15 protein-coding genes are annotated in these 17,222 nt (G+C 31.8%); 7 read left to right on the forward strand and 8 right to left on the reverse strand.

From position 1 onward, the window contains the following. Positions 1-23: 23 nt before the first annotated feature. The 8 genes from groES to miaB all read right to left on the reverse strand — a co-directional run bounded on the left by groES (position 24) and on the right by miaB (position 7,732). Positions 24-302, reverse strand: a complete 279-nt coding sequence (gene groES, locus ACMHJW_RS05180) for a co-chaperone GroES (RefSeq protein WP_019975019.1) — start codon at positions 300-302, stop codon at positions 24-26. Between the two features lie 156 nt (positions 303-458). Beyond that, a complete protein-coding gene (locus ACMHJW_RS05185; RefSeq protein WP_413532582.1) occupies positions 459-1,721 on the reverse strand; it encodes a zinc-dependent metalloprotease in 1,263 nt (420 codons plus the stop codon). Continuing rightward, positions 1,643-2,776, reverse strand: a complete 1,134-nt coding sequence (locus ACMHJW_RS05190; protein WP_413532361.1) for a reprolysin-like metallopeptidase — start codon at positions 2,774-2,776, stop codon at positions 1,643-1,645. Before ACMHJW_RS05190 ends, ACMHJW_RS05185 begins: the two co-directional genes overlap by 79 nt. A 91-nt stretch (positions 2,777-2,867) precedes the next feature. Continuing rightward, positions 2,868-3,227, reverse strand: a complete 360-nt coding sequence (gene secG, locus ACMHJW_RS05195) for a preprotein translocase subunit SecG (RefSeq protein ID WP_413532362.1) — start codon at positions 3,225-3,227, stop codon at positions 2,868-2,870. Between the two features lie 4 nt (positions 3,228-3,231). After that, positions 3,232-4,380 carry a hypothetical protein gene (locus ACMHJW_RS05200; RefSeq protein ID WP_413532363.1) on the reverse strand — a complete coding sequence of 383 codons (1,149 nt, stop codon included), beginning with the start codon at positions 4,378-4,380 and terminating at the stop codon, positions 3,232-3,234. A gap of 23 nt (positions 4,381-4,403) precedes the next feature. Then, positions 4,404-4,913, reverse strand: coding sequence for an LptE family protein (locus tag ACMHJW_RS05205; RefSeq protein ID WP_413532364.1), 510 nt, complete (start codon positions 4,911-4,913; stop codon positions 4,404-4,406). A gap of 2 nt (positions 4,914-4,915) precedes the next feature. Continuing rightward, on the reverse strand, positions 4,916-6,187 hold the full coding sequence (locus ACMHJW_RS05210; protein ID WP_413532365.1) for a sigma-54 interaction domain-containing protein: 1,272 nt from the start codon (positions 6,185-6,187) through the stop codon (positions 4,916-4,918). A 99-nt stretch (positions 6,188-6,286) separates the two neighbouring features. After that, complete coding sequence (gene miaB, locus ACMHJW_RS05215; RefSeq protein WP_413532366.1) at positions 6,287-7,732, reverse strand: tRNA (N6-isopentenyl adenosine(37)-C2)-methylthiotransferase MiaB; 1,446 nt, start codon at positions 7,730-7,732, stop codon at positions 6,287-6,289. 122 nt (positions 7,733-7,854) lie between these two features. On the opposite strand from miaB, the gene ACMHJW_RS05220 reads away from it, so the two are divergent. From ACMHJW_RS05220 to gldN, 7 genes are all read left to right on the forward strand, one after another. Continuing rightward, positions 7,855-8,649 (forward strand): hypothetical protein, encoded by a 795-nt coding sequence (locus ACMHJW_RS05220; protein WP_413532367.1) that lies wholly within the window; start codon positions 7,855-7,857, stop codon positions 8,647-8,649. 85 nt (positions 8,650-8,734) lie between these two features. Beyond that, positions 8,735-11,269 carry a type I DNA topoisomerase gene (topA, locus tag ACMHJW_RS05225; RefSeq protein ID WP_413532368.1) on the forward strand — a complete coding sequence of 845 codons (2,535 nt, stop codon included), beginning with the start codon at positions 8,735-8,737 and terminating at the stop codon, positions 11,267-11,269. Then, positions 11,269-12,420, forward strand: a complete 1,152-nt coding sequence (locus ACMHJW_RS05230) for a hypothetical protein (protein ID WP_413532369.1) — start codon at positions 11,269-11,271, stop codon at positions 12,418-12,420. Before topA ends, ACMHJW_RS05230 begins: the two co-directional genes overlap by 1 nt. 109 nt (positions 12,421-12,529) lie before the next feature. After that, a complete protein-coding gene (gene gldK, locus ACMHJW_RS05235; RefSeq protein ID WP_413532370.1) occupies positions 12,530-13,969 on the forward strand; it encodes a gliding motility lipoprotein GldK in 1,440 nt (479 codons plus the stop codon). A gap of 35 nt (positions 13,970-14,004) precedes the next feature. Beyond that, complete coding sequence (gene gldL / locus ACMHJW_RS05240) at positions 14,005-14,676, forward strand: gliding motility protein GldL (RefSeq protein ID WP_413532371.1); 672 nt, start codon at positions 14,005-14,007, stop codon at positions 14,674-14,676. Between the two features lie 51 nt (positions 14,677-14,727). Further along, positions 14,728-16,296 carry a GldM family protein gene (locus ACMHJW_RS05245; RefSeq protein WP_413532372.1) on the forward strand — a complete coding sequence of 523 codons (1,569 nt, stop codon included), beginning with the start codon at positions 14,728-14,730 and terminating at the stop codon, positions 16,294-16,296. Between the two features lie 22 nt (positions 16,297-16,318). Continuing rightward, positions 16,319-17,221, forward strand: a complete 903-nt coding sequence (gldN, locus tag ACMHJW_RS05250; RefSeq protein ID WP_413532373.1) for a gliding motility protein GldN — start codon at positions 16,319-16,321, stop codon at positions 17,219-17,221. Position 17,222: the final 1 nt, after the last annotated feature.

The raw sequence follows: 17,222 nt of genomic DNA on the forward strand, positions 1-17,222 counted from the left end.
CATTTTACTTATTGCAACTAAATTTAGATGATTGCTAAAATATCAGCTTCACGCATAATTAAGTAATCTTTACCTTCTAATTTTAATTCTGTTCCTGAATATTTTCCGTAAAGTACTTTGTCACCAACTGCAACTGTCATTGGCTCGTCTTTTTTTCCATTACCAACAGCAACTACAATTCCTTCTTGTGGTTTCTCTTTTGCTGAATCTGGGATGATAATTCCTGAAGCGGTTTTAGTTTCAGCAGGAGCAGGTTCAATAACAACTCTATCTGCTAATGGTTTAATGTTTAATTGTGACATATTTGTATATTTTATTTTAAATTGATGTTTTACAATTCAACGAAAAGCGTGCCAACAGCCAATTTCTGCCATTATGGATAAGTTAATTGTGGTTAAGAAAAATAAAAAATGCCAAGCTGTCAGACAACTTGGCATTTAAAGTAATTTTAGATTAGATTATTTTTTTATAATCAGTTTTTTTGTGAATTGTTCGTTACCCGTTTCAATTGAAACAAGGTAAACTCCATTTCCTAAATTGGATAAATTAACTTGTTGCGATTTAGAAGAATTCAATGTATTTGTGTAAACTGTTCTTCCTGCTAAATCTGTTACTGTAATTTTTCCGGTTGTGAATGATTTTGTGAACTCTAAATTGATAATTCCGATTGATGGATTTGGCGAAATAGTGGCTAAATCTTTTGAGCTAATCTCAGAAGTTCCTAACTTATTTGAGATCTCAAAATTTGTAGCATTTACTGCTAAGAAAACATTGTCAATTGCTCTAATCATTATACGAGCTTCTTTTGTTAAAGTAATATCAGCTGGAACTGTAAAATCATATTTTCCATTATTCGGAACAGATTCAGCTAAGACATAATCAAATGTTTTTCCTCCATCAACCGATAATAAGATTTTTACATTTTGTGTATCAATTTCGTTTGCATCAGTTCCTGCAACATCCCAAGTAATTGTAGCTGGATAGTTTTGTGTCCAATAATCATTCTCAGCTTGAGAAGTTACTTTGAATGGACCAATGTTTAAAAACTTTAATTGAATATCCTGTCTTGTAGTTAAGCCAACTTGAGTGTTATTGTCACGGACAGTTACTGAAAAGTTCATTTGTCGTGGAACTGATGGTATGACTTCCCAATTATTTTTTGGGTAGTCTGAAATGTTTGAAAGGTAATCGTTCGATTCAAATACTAATTTATTTAAAATAATTTTTTCTAAAGTTGGGAAATATCTTATTCCAGATGTTGTTGGAGAAAACGATCTAAAGCTTGGGCCTTGTGTATTTGTCGACAATGGAAGTAGGTTATTGATACTAGTTTCTGCTATTTCAGGATCTATTTGTTCCCATGTATAGGTTAACTGATCGTTGTTTGTATCATGAGCAGATATTTCTAAAGAGAAAGCTGTAGAGATAGGTATGTTATAAGTTGATTTTAAATTAGAATTAATTATAGGTGTTTCGTTTGTTGTTGAAATAAGTTGACCACAATTTACTTTTTTTAAATTATTACTAATTTCATTTATACTTCTACTATGGAAATATGGATCGCTATTTCGTTGTATGTTTGGAGAACAAATTCCCGCGTAGCCCATAATTGTAGATCCGCTTCCAGGTTCTACAGAACTTGTTAACGTGCGATTGCAATTATTATTTTGTGTATGATAAGCTCCAAGTTGATGACCAATTTCATGAGTTGTATAATCAATATCGAAAGATCTCCTATTGGAATTACTGTCCCTGTAGCGCCTCCAGCCTTATTACGGTTATTACAAACAGATGGTGTATATGCTAAACCATTAGAATTACGAATATCTTTTACATGGAAAAATAAATGGCCGATATCATAATTATCAACACCAATAATACTATTAGTAACTCGAATATTCTCTGATAGATTAAAATTAGAAGCTGATTCAGAATTTATATTTGGATCTTGAAAACTATCAGAATTTATAAAAAATAATTGATCTGTATTTGGTATTAATTCAAGGAATACTCCAACATCATTTTTTAAAATTCCATTTATTCTAGTTAAAGATAAATTTACTGCAGCTAAGATTGCAGCTTTCTTTTGCGATTCAGTTCCTGAACTTAAGTTTGCTTGTTCTATAATAAAATTAGAATATTCAGTAGTTGTAGTAATTGCAATTCGAAATTTTCTTAGTGAATTACTTTGTGTAATTGCCTTATTTGATTTGTTTAATTGTTCAAAATTTAAATTTTCTATTCCTAGAGCATTTTCATTTGGCTCTATGCTACATTTGAAATTATAAGCATTAACCAAATCACTTTTGTCATATATAATATATAAGTCTTTATTTTTTGTATAAGAATCAATTAATACAGTTTTATTTCCATCAGTTATTAGGCCATATAATCCAAATTGTGGAGAAAGACTAAAATTAATTCTTTCTTGAGGGTTATCTAAATTGTATCCTATAAATGATTTTATATCAGGGTATTTTATTTGTAACTCTGGCGATAAATTAGAACTCTCGGATATGCTATAATTTTTAAAACTTCCATTTGCAGTTGGAAATTTTAATAAAACGGTTGATTGATAGGAGTTTTTTAAATAATTAACTAAATCATTGTACTCTAAATTTAATTTAATTGATTTGGTTGGAGTATGAGCTCTAATAATAAGTTCTTCTTTAGGGATAATCCCTCTAGAATTAGTTGATTTCCAGAAGTTTTTTTGAGCAAATAAGTTTATACTAAATGTAAGATAAATAAGTAAATATGATACAAATATTTTCATATTATAGATTTTAATAAATTTAAAGATTATATAAACAAATTAAAAAAAAAGCCTCACAATTTGTGAGGCTTCATATATTTCTTTTTAAAAATTACTTCGCTGGCTGTGTTGGCTGAGCTGGTAATTGATTTTGATTTGCTCCATTTGCAGCAGGTTGTGCTGGTAAATTATTAGCTGGTGCAGTTACATTTTGCTTAATAGGTTTTATAGCATTTGGATTTTCATGTGTTGCACTTGCTCCAATAATTAATACAATTACTGCGATGAATAATCCCCATGTTGTATTGTCTAAGAATTTATTTGTTCTTTGAACTCCAAACATTTGGCTTCCACCACCGCCACCGAAAGTAGAAGATAATCCACCTCCTTTAGGGTTTTGAGATAATACAATTAATACTAATAATACGCATAAAATCATGATAATAACCATGAAAAACTGAAATAGTCCCATTTTATTATTTAGAGTTTTTTAAATTTTCAATTTCTTTAATTCGATTTGCAAATAAACTATTTTTTTCTGGATATTTCAAAATTAATATCTTATAAGCTTTAATCGCTTTGTCATATTTTTTTTGCTCAATGTAAATTTGAGCTAAAGTTTCGGTCATCAAATCTGAGTATTCTTCTGTGTTTTGAACAAAATTTGATGATGAGCTGACTGGTGTAATATCCGTTTTTTTCATCGGAACTATTTTTGGATTTTTTTCCAAGAAATCATCAATCAGTTTATATTTTATTTCTCTTTCTGCAATTTCTTGCTCTTCTTCAATCTCTTTTTGCGTTTTTGATTGAGAAGGAACTTTCTTTAACCAATCAGTAAAAGAAAATGTTGAATTATCTGAATTGTTTTCAATGAATTCTACTTTTTCCTCAATTACTTCAGGTTTAGAATTTTCAATGATTTCAATATTTTCAGTTAATTTATTTGTCTGTTCTTCTTTCTGATTATCTTCTATTGTTTCAATTATTTGCTGAGGTTCTGATTCTGTAATTTCGATTCCAGAAGTTTGTTGAACAGCATTTTTAATATCATTTTCAGAAGTTAACATTTCCTCTTTAGAAGAATTATTTTCTTCAACAAATTTGTTCGTGATTTCAGCAACTTCGTTCAATTCTTCATCCGAAATAAGATCAACTTCATCATCTGTTTTCAATTCAGATTCTTCTGTATCATTTTCTATCATTTCGTCAACAATAATATTTTCATTGATTTCTTCTGAATTTGATTCGGAAATAGTTTCAATTTCTTGATTTAATTCTTCTTCTATCGCTTTATCAATAACTTCTACAGTTTCATTATTATCTTCAATAATTTCAGAAGTAGAATTTTCTAAATTAGATTCAGAAATAGTTTCAGTTTGAATTTCTTTCTGAATCGGTTTGGAATTGATGTAATGATACAAATCAACGCGGTTGCTGCTATGAATTGAAGTTTTGTTTAGATAATCCTCAAAAGAAGGATGATTTTCTTTTTTCAAACCATAAAGTAACAAAGCGCGTAAAGTATAGAAATATGGATATTTCTCTACTTCTTTTTTAAGAAGCGGAATATCCGATCTTTCGACTTCGTACGGATGTGCTACTAAATATTCAATTCTGGTCATTGCTCAAATATAAGGTTATTTTTTTACCAATCCATCGCAATTGAAGCAAAAACTTGATCGCGAATATCATTAATAATTAGTGGAACAATAGTGGGTTCTACAGAACTTAAAATTGCATTTCCATCATATAATTGAAATGCAGAAAATGTTTTATCGTAACTTTTAGATTCATCTTTATTATTGATATATCTAACTTTTACATAAACTGTTAATCTGTTTTTAGCAGCAATATCATTGGATTGGATAGCTTCTGGAACAATATCATAACCCGTAATTTCACCTTCAATAATTAAATCTGAATTTTCGTTCGAGTTTAATTTTAATTTTGTTCTACTTCTGAAAATATCTTGAATCGCAATTGTTAAATCTTGACTTAAAGTAGGATTTTGTTGAGGTGCATAATTGGGAAAAGTTGCCACATAAATTGTGTTCCAATCTGGTTGGATTGCAGCTCCCGAAAGCGAATATTTTATACATCCTGTTAAGCTAAAAATAGCGAAAAGACTAAGGATGAATAGTTTTATTTTGTTCATACTTACAAATGATATTGTTTTATTTTGCGATACAATGTACGCTCAGAAATTCCTAATTCATCAGCAGCCATTTTACGTTTTCCTTTGTGTTTTTCGAGTGCTAATTTTATCATTTCCTTTTCGTTGTCTTGTAACGAAAGTGATTCTGGTTCTTCGATTGGGCTTACATCGTAAACATCGTTCGAATAATCGTATTGCGGTTGTTGATATGTAGGCGGATTTGGAGTAGAAGATGCTGTTACTAAATTGTATTGACTTGGAATAAAATCATTCTCAGACTCATTTTTATCTTGATAAACACGTTGAATTAATTCTTGTGTATTCCCATTCAAATCATCAACATTTTTGTGCTTTATCAAATCTAATGTTAAAGCGCGCAAATCGTTCAAATCTTTTTTCATATCCAATAAAACCTTGAACAATAATTCGCGTTCCATAAAATCAGAAGAATTTCCGTCTTTAGATTTGTTCGTAACGGTTAACATTGTAGAATTATTTGGTAATAATTCCATTATTTTTTCTAATGAAATTACGCGTTCTTTTTCAATAACAGAAACTTGCTCTGCAAAATTTCTCAATTGACGAACATTTCCTGGCCAAGGATAATTTGCAATATAATTTTGTGCTTCTGGAGAAAGCTCGATATGTGGCATTCTGTACTTATTTGCAAAATCTGAAGCAAATTTTCGGAATAATAAATTGATATCTTCTTTTCGATCTCGTAAAGCTGGAATATCTATTTGAACTGTATTTAATCGGTAATATAAATCTTCTCTAAATTTCCCTTTTTCAACAGCTTCTTTTAATTTTACGTTTGTAGCAGCAACAACTCTTACATTGGTTTTTTGTAATTCCGAAGAACCAACTTTCATAAATTCGCCCGATTCTAAAATGCGCAACAAACGTACTTGTGTTGCTAAAGGTAATTCTCCAACTTCATCTAAGAAAATTGTTCCACCATCAGCTACTTCAAAATAACCTTTACGAGTTTGTGTAGCGCCTGTAAAAGCACCTTTTTCGTGTCCAAATAATTCAGAATCGATTGTCCCTTCAGGAATAGCACCACAGTTAACAGCGATGTAATTATTGTGTTTGCGAGCAGATTGATTATGTATTATTTTCGGAATAAATTCTTTTCCAACACCACTTTCTCCAATAACAAGAACAGAAATGTCAGTAGGAGCAACTTGAATCGCTTTTTCTAAAGCACGATTCAAAGCTGCATTATTTCCAATGATTCCAAAACGTTGTTTGATAGTTTGTAAAGAATCCATTTTTTTATTTTTTAGGTTTTGGAAATTGAAATTTTCAATTTCATGAGTTTTTTTGATTTTGAAATGATTCTGAAAACTAAATTCAGAATGTTAGATAAATTAATCTTCTATCATTTCACCAATCAAAGTAGCCGTTGTACAGCTATTTGCTTTAACATTTACAAAATCTCCTATTTTAGTTCCTTCTACTTTTGGAAAAACTAAAACGGCATTTTGTGTGTTACGTCCATACCAGAAATTTTCGTCACGTTTAGAGTTTCCTTCGATCAAAACTTCATGAATTTTTCCAACATAACTATTCATTCTTTCTGCTGAATGTCTTTGTTGCATTTCGATGATTTCTTGTAAACGACGTTTTTTATCTTCTGGTAAAACATCATCTGGCATTTTTTTGTGTGCTGGTGTTCCAGGACGTTCAGAATAAGCAAACATATAACCGAAATCATATTTTACATATTCCATTAATGATAAAGTATCTTGATGTTCTTCTTCTGTTTCTCCACAGAAACCTGCAATCATATCGTGAGATAAGGCGCAATCTGGAACAATACGACGAATTTTATCAATTAATTCGAAATATTCTTCACGTGTATGTTGGCGATTCATTCGAGCTAAAACAGTTGTAGAACCTGATTGAACTGGTAAATGAATGTATTTACAAATATTTTTGTGCTTTGCCATCATTTCTAATACTCCTTCTTCCATATCTTGCGGATTAGAAGTTGAGAAACGTAAACGAATATTAGGGAATTGCGTAGCAACCATATCTAATAATTGTGCGAAATCAACAGCAGTTGCTTTTTGAATATCTGTTGCATTTTTGAAATCCTTTTTTGGTCCTCCTCCGTACCATAAATATGAATCGACATTTTGGCCTAAAAGTGTGATTTCTTTGTAACCTGATTCTGCTAATTCTTTACATTCATTGATGATAGAATGTGGATCACGAGAACGTTCACGACCGCGAGTGAAAGGAACAACGCAAAATGTACACATGTTATCGCAACCGCGAGTAATCGTTACAAAAGCAGTTACACCATTACCTCCTAAACGAACAGGAGAAATTTCGGCATATGTTTCTTCTTTTGATAATTGTACGTTTACCGCATCACGACCATCTTCAACGTCATTGATTAGATTTGGTAAATCACGATAAGCATCTGGTCCAACAACGATATCAACTAAATGTTCTTCTTCAAGAAATTTATGTTTTAAACGCTCGGCCATACAACCTAAAACTCCAATTTTAAGACCTGGATTTTGTTTTTTGATTGCGTTTAAAGTTCCCAAACGTTTACGAACAGTCTGTTCAGCTTTTTCACGAATAGAACAAGTGTTTAAAAGAATTAAATCTGCTTCGTCTACTTTTTGAGTGGTTTGATAACCTTCATTATTTAGAATAGATGCAACAATCTCACTATCCGAGAAATTCATTTGACATCCGTAACTTTCTAAGAATAATTTCTTGGTTGCATTACGAGTTGGAGCAGTCATTAAAGCTTCTCCTTGTCTTGCTTCATCTATATGTTTTTCTTCTGTATGCATTCTAAAATGGATATTTTATCGTGCAAAAATAATAAAACTATGTGACATATTGGCAGTAAAATTTTCTTTTGCATTTTATTAACATTTCGTAGATTTGAGAAAATCTAAAAAAATAAAAAACTATGGATGACAAAGTGAGACAAAGAATAGAAGAAATTAAGCAACGCGGAGTTAATGTTAACATCGGCGATATTTTTTCAAAATCATGGGAAATTTTTTCAGGTATCGCACTTTATGCGATTCTTGCAATAGTAATTGCATTTGTGATTAATTTTGCGATTAATTTCTTTTTAGGATTAGTGATTTCGGCACCAACAATGGTTATTAGTGATCCGTCAGATATTAATGAAGTGCTTTCAGAAGCTTCATCTCCTTTAGCATGGGCAGGTAATATTATTAGCATTGTAGTTTCAGCCGCTCTAGCTCCTATAACTGTAAGTGTTTTGACTATGGCTAAAAAATTTAATAAACATGAAAATCCTGATTTTTCAGATTTATTTGTTCATTATAAAGATGGAAAATTTGGCGTTATTTTTACAACATATTTAGCTGTTCAGTTTTTAGGATTGATAGGGGTTTTATTATGTATTATACCTGGAGTTATTTTTTACGTTACATCAATATTAGCAATTCCTTTTGTTTTATTTACAAATTTTACAACTACAGAAGCTATAAAATCAAGCGTCAGTATTTTGTTTAAAAATTTTGGAACTGCTTTTCTTTTTTGTTTAGCTTGTTTTGGTGTAGCAATTTTAGGAGTTTTGGCTTGTGGAGTAGGATTATTGGTAGCAATACCTTTGATATCGATTGCAACATATGTTTTGTATGAGACAATTATAGGAACAGATGACGATCAACAATCAGAAATAGACCAAATCGGAACAGATATTTATAAGGATAATCCTTACATGAAATAGATAAAATTATGAGGCAGTTGAAATCATTTTTTGGCTGCTTCATTTTTTTGTTATTAATTTTGCAGAAATTTTTTAAGAAAACAATATGTCTAAAAATCTCGTTATTGTTGAGTCCCCAGCAAAAGCTAAAACCATTCAAGGTTTTTTAGGTGATGATTTTATCGTGGAATCAAGTTTTGGTCACGTGGTCGATTTACCAAAGAAAGGAATGGGAATCGAAATCGAGAATCATTATAAGCCAATATACGAAGTAACACCTGATAAAAAGGAGGTTGTAAGTAAACTAAAAAAATTATCTTCTAAAGCCCAAACAGTTTGGTTAGCATCCGATGAGGACCGCGAAGGAGAAGCTATTTCTTGGCATTTGTATCATGTTCTTGATTTAAAAAAGAAGGATACAAAGCGTATTGTTTTTAATGAAATTACAAAAAAAGCAATTCAGCATGCTGTCGAAAATCCACGTCAGATTGATATAAATTTAGTTGATGCACAACAAGCGCGTCGCGTTTTGGACAGATTAGTAGGTTTTGAAATGTCTCCAATTTTATGGAAAAAAATAAAACCGGGATTATCTGCAGGTCGTGTTCAATCAGTTTCTGTTCGATTAATTGTCGAGCGTGAAAAAGAAATTCAGAATTTCGTTCCAGTATCATCGTACAAATTCATTGCGATTTTCGAAACAAATGAAGGAAGAACATTAAAAGCTGCTTTAACAAAAGAATTTTTAACGTTAAAAGAAGCCGAAGATTTCTTAGAAACATGTGTAGGAGCAGATTTCAAAGTGAATGATTTACAAAAGAAACCTGCGAAACGTACACCTTCAGCACCTTTTACAACATCAACTTTACAACAAGAAGCATCTCGTAAATTAGGTTTTTCTGTTTCGAGAACGATGCGCGTTGCACAACAATTATACGAATCTGGACATATTACCTATATGAGAACAGATAGTGTGAATTTGTCTGATGATGCTTTAGCTGCAGCAAAAACAGAGATAGAATCTGCTTATGGAAACAAATATGTTGAGATAAGAAAGTATAAAAATAAAAATTCTGCTGCACAAGAAGCCCACGAAGCTATTCGACCAACACATTTCGAAAATCACTCAATTAATGCAGACGATTCTATGCGAAAATTGTATGATTTAATTTGGAAAAGAACAGTTGCTTCTCAAATGGCAAATGCAGAATTAGAACGCACAATCATTGATATTGATAACAACAAAAATCAATTTATTTTTCAAGCAAAAGGAGAAGTAATTGTTTTTGATGGATTCCTAAAAGTTTATCAAGAATCTCGTGATGAAGATGATGCAGATGATGATAAAGTATTATTGCCAAGTGTAAAAGTAAATGAAAGTTTAAAAGCTGATGAAATAAACGGAACAGAACGTTTTTCTCGTCCGGCGGCTCGTTATACAGAAGCATCTTTGGTAAAAAAATTAGAAGAATTAGGAATTGGTCGTCCTTCAACTTATGCACCAACGATTTCTACAATCCAAAACAGAGGTTATGTTGAAGTTGGTGAATTGGATGGTCAAGAACGAAAATACAATACATTAACGTTAATCGATAATCAAATAAAGAAAGAACAACAAAAAGAAATTTTTGGTGCTGATCGTCGTAAATTAATGCCAACAGATATAGGAATTGTGGTAAATGATTTCTTGGTTGATTATTTTACGAATGTAATGAATTATGATTTTACAGCGCGTGTCGAAAATAGTTTTGATGAGATTGCAGAAGGTAAATTAAATTGGGCAAATATGATTGATGAATTTTATAAGAAATTTCATCATGTTGTAGAAGATGTTCAAGAAAATGCTGATCGTGCAACTGGAGAACGCGAGTTAGGAAATGATCCAGTTTCAGGTAAAAAAGTTCATGCACGTATTGGACGTTTTGGACCAATGATTCAGATTGGAGAAGCAGAAGACGAAGAAAAACCACGTTTTGCAAGTCTTCAAAAACATCAATCTATTCATAATATTACGTTAGAAGAAGCTTTGAAATTGTTTGAATTACCAAAAACTTTAGGCGAATATAAAGCGCATGAAGTGGAAGTAAATATCGGACGTTTTGGACCTTATGTGAAATTTGATGATAAATATATTTCAATTCCTAAAGAGGAAGATCCGATGGATTTATCATTTGATCGCGCAGTTGAATTAATTGAAGAAAAATTAAAAGCCGATGCGCCAATTGCACAATACGAAGGTTATGATGTAACGAAAGGAAAAGGACGTTTCGGACCGTTTATCAAATGGAATGAATGGTTTATTAATGTTCCAAAAAAATACGATTTCGATCATTTATCACAAGCTGATATTATAGAATTAATCGAAGATAAAAAACGCAAAGAATCTGAACGTGTTGTGCGCGAATGGCCAGAACAAGAAATACGTTTAGAGAAAGCGCGTTGGGGACGTTTCAACTTAATTCAAGGGAAAATAAAAGTTGAATTACCAAAAGAAACTAATCCAGAAGCGTTGACTTTGGCTGAGGTAGAAAAACTAATTGAAGCAGCAAAACCGAAAAAGAAAGCTGCAGCTAAAAAAGCACCAGCAAAAAAGACAACGGCAAAGAAAACGACAACAAAAAAAACAACGACTAAAAAGTAATGTACAACGACTTTTTAAAACCCGTTTCTGAAGAATTACAAGATTTTGCTAAATCTTGTAATTCTTTTGCGTTAGGACAAACCATAAAATTTCAAAAAGATATTATCGAATTAGACGAAAAATCTAAAGATAAAATCGCAATTATTGGTGTAACAGAATCTCGTTCAAAACAAAAAGATTTGATTGAAGATGTAGATTTTAGTCTTATTCGTACACAATTGTACGAATTACAAATGGGAAATTGGTCGATAGATTTGTACGATTTCGGAGATGTTATTTATTATGATGATAAAACAGAAACCGAAAAAATTTTCAAAGAAGTAATAAACGGATTAATTCGTGATGGATATATTGTTGTTATCCTAGGAGGAAATCCAAGTTTAGGTTATCAACAATATCGCGCTTATGACAATATTGTGGATAAAGTATATTATCTAACGATTGATCATAAATTACGATTAGAAAAGGACGAATTACAAACAACTGAAGATAATTATTTAACAAAAATTATTTCCAACGAACCTTTTAATTTATTGGATTATACAAATATTGGTTTTCAAACTTATTTTGTTGCGCAAGAAAAATTAGATTTATTGGATCAATTAAATTTTGATTTAGTTCGTTTAGGAGTGATTTCAGAAAATGTAAAAGAAGTAGAACCATATTCGAGAGATGTAAATGCAGCTTTGTTAAATTTATCGAGTTTGCAAGGATCTGATTTTTCTTCTTCAAAAAACATGACACCAAATGGGTTTACATCACGTGAAATATGTGCCTTAACAAGATATTTAGGATTCAGCAATAAATTGACATCACTTTACGTTTGTGATTATGTTGAGAATTATAAGAAGCTAGATCATATACTTGTTGCACAGATGATTTGGTATTTTATTGATGGAAAAAATCATTCTCCAGAAATAAAAAGTTTTGATGATACACAATATTTCGAGAAAATTTTTGTTCCTACAGAAGGATATAATTATATTTTTTATCGAAATGTATTCACCAATCAACTGTGGATCGAAATAGATAATACGGTTGATGGAGAACGAAAATTTGAAATTATTTCGTGTTCAGAAAAAGATTATGAACAAGCCTTGAATGGAGAAATACCAAACAGATGGTGGAAGTATTTCAAAAAATTTTATTAAAAAATAAAGAACAATTATAAAAATCAATTAATAAAATGCCTTAATTTGTAGCCTTATTAATTGAGAACTAAAAGTATAAAAACCTGTATAAAAATAAATCTATAACAGAATGAATAGAATTTTGGTAAGTGCATTGTTGCTATCTCTTTCTTTATCATCATGTAAAATGTTGAAGAACAGAGGGAGTAGTGATAGAAATGATGGACAAATAGTTTCGAAAACATCTTCGGCTTGGACGCCAGTTCGTCCAAAAGGAATGGTTCCGATTCCGAGTGGATCGTTTGTTTTAGGACAAACCGATTACGATTTTACAAAAACAAATGACGCTCCAGTTAAAACTGTTACTGTTACAGGTTTTTTTATGGACGATACAGAAATTACAAATTCAGAATATCAGATTTTTGTAAATTATGTAAAAGATTCTATCGCACGCACTGCTTTGGCAAATAAAGCAGAAACTTTAGGTTTCGATCCAATGAATCCTTCTACTGATAATGATGGAATTGGAGCATATGCATATATTTCAGGATCTGCAGACGGAGAAGGAACTCCGTATGATGAGTATCTAAAAAATAGCAATACAGGTAGAGATGGGCAATCATTAGATGCGAAGAAATTAAACTGGAAACAACGTTTAGAATGGGATAAATATAAATACCCAGATGTTGATTACGCAGAAGTAATGGAGGGAATGTATTATCCTCCAGAAGAACGTATGAATGGAGAAAGACGTATTGACACACGTAAATTAAACTATTCTTATGTAACTATAGATCAAACTGCAGCTGCAAAGAAACGTGGAACTTTCCGTGTTGATTTTCGTAAAGAATTTAGTTTAAATATTTACCCTGATACAACAGTTTGGGTAAGAGATTTTAACTATTCATACAATGATCCTATGCATCAAGATTATTTCTGGCATAAAGCTTATGCAGATTATCCTGTTGTAGGTGTTAATTGGAATCAAGCAACTGCTTTCTGTGATTTCCGTACAAGATATCACAATAAAGCATTGAATAGTAAAAAGAAAAGAGGAAGTCAAGTTAAAGTTATTAGCTACCGTTTACCTACGGAGATTGAGTGGGAATATGCAGCGAAAGGTGGCTTAGAAAATGCTCCTTATCCTTGGGGAGGACCATATTTAACGGATGACAGAGGATGTTATTTAGCAAACTTTAAACCTAAACGTGGAGATTATTTAGAAATCAACGATGGGAAGAAAACAGGTTATATGTATACAGCTCCAGTAAAAACATTCAGAGCGAATGGATATGGATTGTATGATATGGCTGGTAATGTAGCTGAATGGACAAGTTCACCATATAACAGATCGTCTTATACAATGTCATCAACGCTTAATCCGTCAATAACAATGTCTGGAGAAGTAAACAGAAGTGTAAGAGGAGGTTCTTGGAAAGATGTTGGATATTTATTAATGGTATCATCACGTGATTGGGAAAACAAAGATTCTGCAAGAAGTTTCATCGGTTTCCGTACAGTACAATCTTTTCCAGAAGGATCAAAAATAAATTTTAGAAAAACCAAATAACCTATTTTATAAAACAATAAATTAAAAGCACTCATATGGCAGTACAAGCTTCAAAACAAGAACGTCTTACAAATTTTTTGTATAATTTCTTTGCCGCAGTAGTAATTATCGGGGCATTATGTAAAATTACACACACGAATTTAGGACCATTATCAGCCAATTTAATATTAACAATCGGATTAGTAGCTGAAGCATTCGTTTTCTTATATTCAGCATTCTTTGATAAACCAGAAGGAAGTTACCAATGGGAAAAAGCTTACCCAGAATTATTAAATGGTGAGCCAGTACAAAGAAAAACTGCAGCTGTTGCAACAGCGGGGAATAATTTAACTGCAGAATTGGATAAAGTTTTAGCAGATGCTAAATTAGACAAAGAAGTTTTCGAAAGATTACGCGGTTCTTTAGATAAATTTGGTTCAGCTGTAAATGAATTAAATACGACAACAAGTGCTGTAGCTTCAACAGAACAATATAGCAATGAGATTGCAAAAGCATCAACTAATATCAGCCAGTTAAATGCTGTTTATGCAGAGCAAATTATCAATAGCCAAAAACAAGTAGAATTAAATAAACAATTTATCGAAGAAATGCAAAAATCTTCAGGTAGTTCAGAGCAATTCTTAAAAGAAATGCAAGAACTTTCTGCAAATATTAATGCATTAAACAAAGTATACGGAGGTATGCTTTCAGCAATGAAAAATAACTAATTCATTGTTTCGATAAATTAACTAAATTATTCATTAATTCTATAAATTATTATGGCAGGAGGTGGTAGATTAACCGGACGTCAGAAGATGATTAACCTGATGTATCTCGTGTTCATTGCGATGATGGCTTTGAACGTGGATCGTGAGGTTTTAAGATCTTTTGAAACTATAAATACTTCTTTAGAGTCGACAACGACTTTAACGAAAACAAATAATGATACCTTCTATGGTCAAATTGATCTAAAAGCGAAGGATGATCCAACTTATGCAAAAACGCAAGCGGAAGCTGCAGAAGTTAAGAAGCAGACAAATGATTTTGTAACATATATTGATGGATTGAAAAAAGAATTAGCAGGTGCTGATTTTGTTTCAGGATCAGAAGATACAGATTACAATGCATTGTCAAATACAGAACCAATTGTTTCCTTATTTTTTAAAGGAAAAGGAGGTGATAAAGGAAATGAAAAAGCACAAGAATTTACAAATAAGATTGATGCTTTCAGAAATTTCTTGATGAATTTTGCAAAACAAAGTCCAGATGCTAAAAACGCAGAAGCTCGTATAAATGAGTTTTTTGGAACGACATCAAAATCTAATAAACAAAGCTGGATTCAAGAAAAATTCTATGATCAACCAATGGTTGCATCTTTAACAAATTTATCTAAAATGCAGATGGATGCCCGCACAGAAGAGGGAAATCTTGTAAGAGCATTATTATCTGGTAAATTAGAAGAGAAAATAGAATTAGATGCTTTCCAAGGTTTATTCTTATCTCCTGGTGTTGTGAAAGTTGGAGACGAAGCTGTATTGAATGTTGTTTTAGGTGCTTATGATAATTCTATTAAAGGATCTGTTTCTACAAGTGTTGGTAATGCAACTGTTGTAGATGGTAAAGCTTCAATTAAATTGAATACTTCAACTGTAGGAATGCACCAATTAACAGGTAATATTTCATATGTTTCGAATGGACAAACTAAAACAGTTAAAATTGCACCTTCAACTTATCAAGTTGTCGCACAAACATTAGATAAAAAAGCTGCTGAAATTATAGAGAAAGATCCAACAGGAGGTTCTATTGTAGCTGATAATTTACGTGTTGTTTACCGTGGAGTATCTAACCCTATTTCTGCAACAATTAACGGAGCGAATGGACCAGTTAGTTTAAATGTTTCTTCAGGTAACGCTTCAGGAGCAGGAGCTAACAAATGGAATTATACTGCTGGAGGAGGAAACGAAGTTGTATTTACAGCTTCAGCAAGAGCTAGTTCAGGAAAAACATTATCAGTTCGTGAAACATTCCGTATCAAACCAGTTCCACCAGCACGTGGTGTAATTTTAGGAAAAACGAGTCCTGGAATTCCAGACAATGGAATTGCTGCACAAACAATTCGTGTAGATTGGCCAGATTTCTTATTCCCAATTTCTGGAGAAGTAACATCATTTAATGTTAAAGTTCCTGGTCAAGCAACAGTAAGAGTTTCTGGAAATAAAATGTCAGGAGCAGCTGGAGCAATTTCGAAAGCGAAAAAAGGTGATATAATTGGTGTATTCGATATTAAATATCGTACAAACTCTGGAGGAACTGGAGAAGCATCATCAATTGCAATTCAAGTACAATAATTAAAAAGTAAAAAATAACAATATGAAGTATCTTTTGTTAGGTTTAATGAGTTTCTTCTCAACCCTTACAATGGCGCAAAATGTTCTAAATGCTGTTTCACCAGAACAGTTAAGAAGAGATCGCGAAAATAAAACAAGAGTTGATGAGGCTGGAGATACTGTAAGTACAGCACAAGATCCAATGAAATATGGTTTTATCGAAGATAAAGATGTTTTATGGTCAAAAGTTGTATGGGAAGTGATCGATCTAAATGAACGTCTTAATCAACCTTATTATAAATCAGGTGATGAATTGGTTCAGAATTCAAAATCATTATACGATGTATTAGTGGATGGAGTTCGTAGCAAAAAAATCAAAGAGGTTTATGATGATGAGTTCTTTCAGACGAAAATGACGTATGAGCAAATCATGGCGCGTAATGAAAAGAAAGATACGCAACAATATTACTATGATATGGTTGCAGCTGGTGAAAAACCAGACGATGCTGCTATTTTCAATTATAAAATAAAGTCTGATGATATTAAAATGATCAAAACGAAAGGTCTTTGGTATATCGATCGTCGTTTAGGAGAATTAAAATATCGTTTGCTAGGATTAGCAATTATGGGACCTGATGCGCAATCATTAGGAACTGAATTTACGGACGGTACATTTGTTGATTTGTTTTGGATTTGGTATCCAGATGCGCGTAATGTCTTAGTAAACGCTACAGTATTCAATCCGAGTAATTCTAACTCTGCCATTTCGTTTGATGAAATGTTAAATGCAAGACGTTTTAGCTCTATTATTTATAAAGCACAAACAATGTACGGAACGAAAATGATTGATGATTACATTCCAAATGATGCAAAAGGTCAATTAGAAGAACATCACAAAATTAGAAATTCTATTATTCAGACAGAAGCTGATATGTGGAATTATTAAT

Source organism: Empedobacter brevis, from assembly GCF_965118635.1.
Taxonomy (GTDB): Bacteria; Bacteroidota; Bacteroidia; order Flavobacteriales; family Weeksellaceae; genus Empedobacter; species Empedobacter brevis_A.

Excerpts from the sequence above, each read along its gene's own strand:
- ACMHJW_RS05210 (WP_413532365.1), bottom strand. The coding sequence starts at position 6,187 with ATGGATTCTTTACAAACTATCAAACAACGTTTTGGAATCATTGGAAAT.
- secG (WP_413532362.1), bottom strand. The coding sequence starts at position 3,227 with ATGGGACTATTTCAGTTTTTCATGGTTATTATCATGATTTTATGCGTA.
- groES (WP_019975019.1), bottom strand. The coding sequence starts at position 302 with ATGTCACAATTAAACATTAAACCATTAGCAGATAGAGTTGTTATTGAA.
- miaB (WP_413532366.1), bottom strand. The coding sequence starts at position 7,732 with ATGCATACAGAAGAAAAACATATAGATGAAGCAAGACAAGGAGAAGCT.
- ACMHJW_RS05230 (WP_413532369.1), top strand. The coding sequence starts at position 11,269 with ATGTACAACGACTTTTTAAAACCCGTTTCTGAAGAATTACAAGATTTT.
- ACMHJW_RS05190 (WP_413532361.1), bottom strand. The coding sequence starts at position 2,776 with ATGAAAATATTTGTATCATATTTACTTATTTATCTTACATTTAGTATA.
- gldK (WP_413532370.1), top strand. The coding sequence starts at position 12,530 with ATGAATAGAATTTTGGTAAGTGCATTGTTGCTATCTCTTTCTTTATCA.
- ACMHJW_RS05200 (WP_413532363.1), bottom strand. The coding sequence starts at position 4,380 with ATGACCAGAATTGAATATTTAGTAGCACATCCGTACGAAGTCGAAAGA.
- ACMHJW_RS05220 (WP_413532367.1), top strand. The coding sequence starts at position 7,855 with ATGGATGACAAAGTGAGACAAAGAATAGAAGAAATTAAGCAACGCGGA.
- topA (WP_413532368.1), top strand. The coding sequence starts at position 8,735 with ATGTCTAAAAATCTCGTTATTGTTGAGTCCCCAGCAAAAGCTAAAACC.
- ACMHJW_RS05245 (WP_413532372.1), top strand. The coding sequence starts at position 14,728 with ATGGCAGGAGGTGGTAGATTAACCGGACGTCAGAAGATGATTAACCTG.
- ACMHJW_RS05205 (WP_413532364.1), bottom strand. The coding sequence starts at position 4,913 with ATGAACAAAATAAAACTATTCATCCTTAGTCTTTTCGCTATTTTTAGC.
- gldN (WP_413532373.1), top strand. The coding sequence starts at position 16,319 with ATGAAGTATCTTTTGTTAGGTTTAATGAGTTTCTTCTCAACCCTTACA.
- gldL (WP_413532371.1), top strand. The coding sequence starts at position 14,005 with ATGGCAGTACAAGCTTCAAAACAAGAACGTCTTACAAATTTTTTGTAT.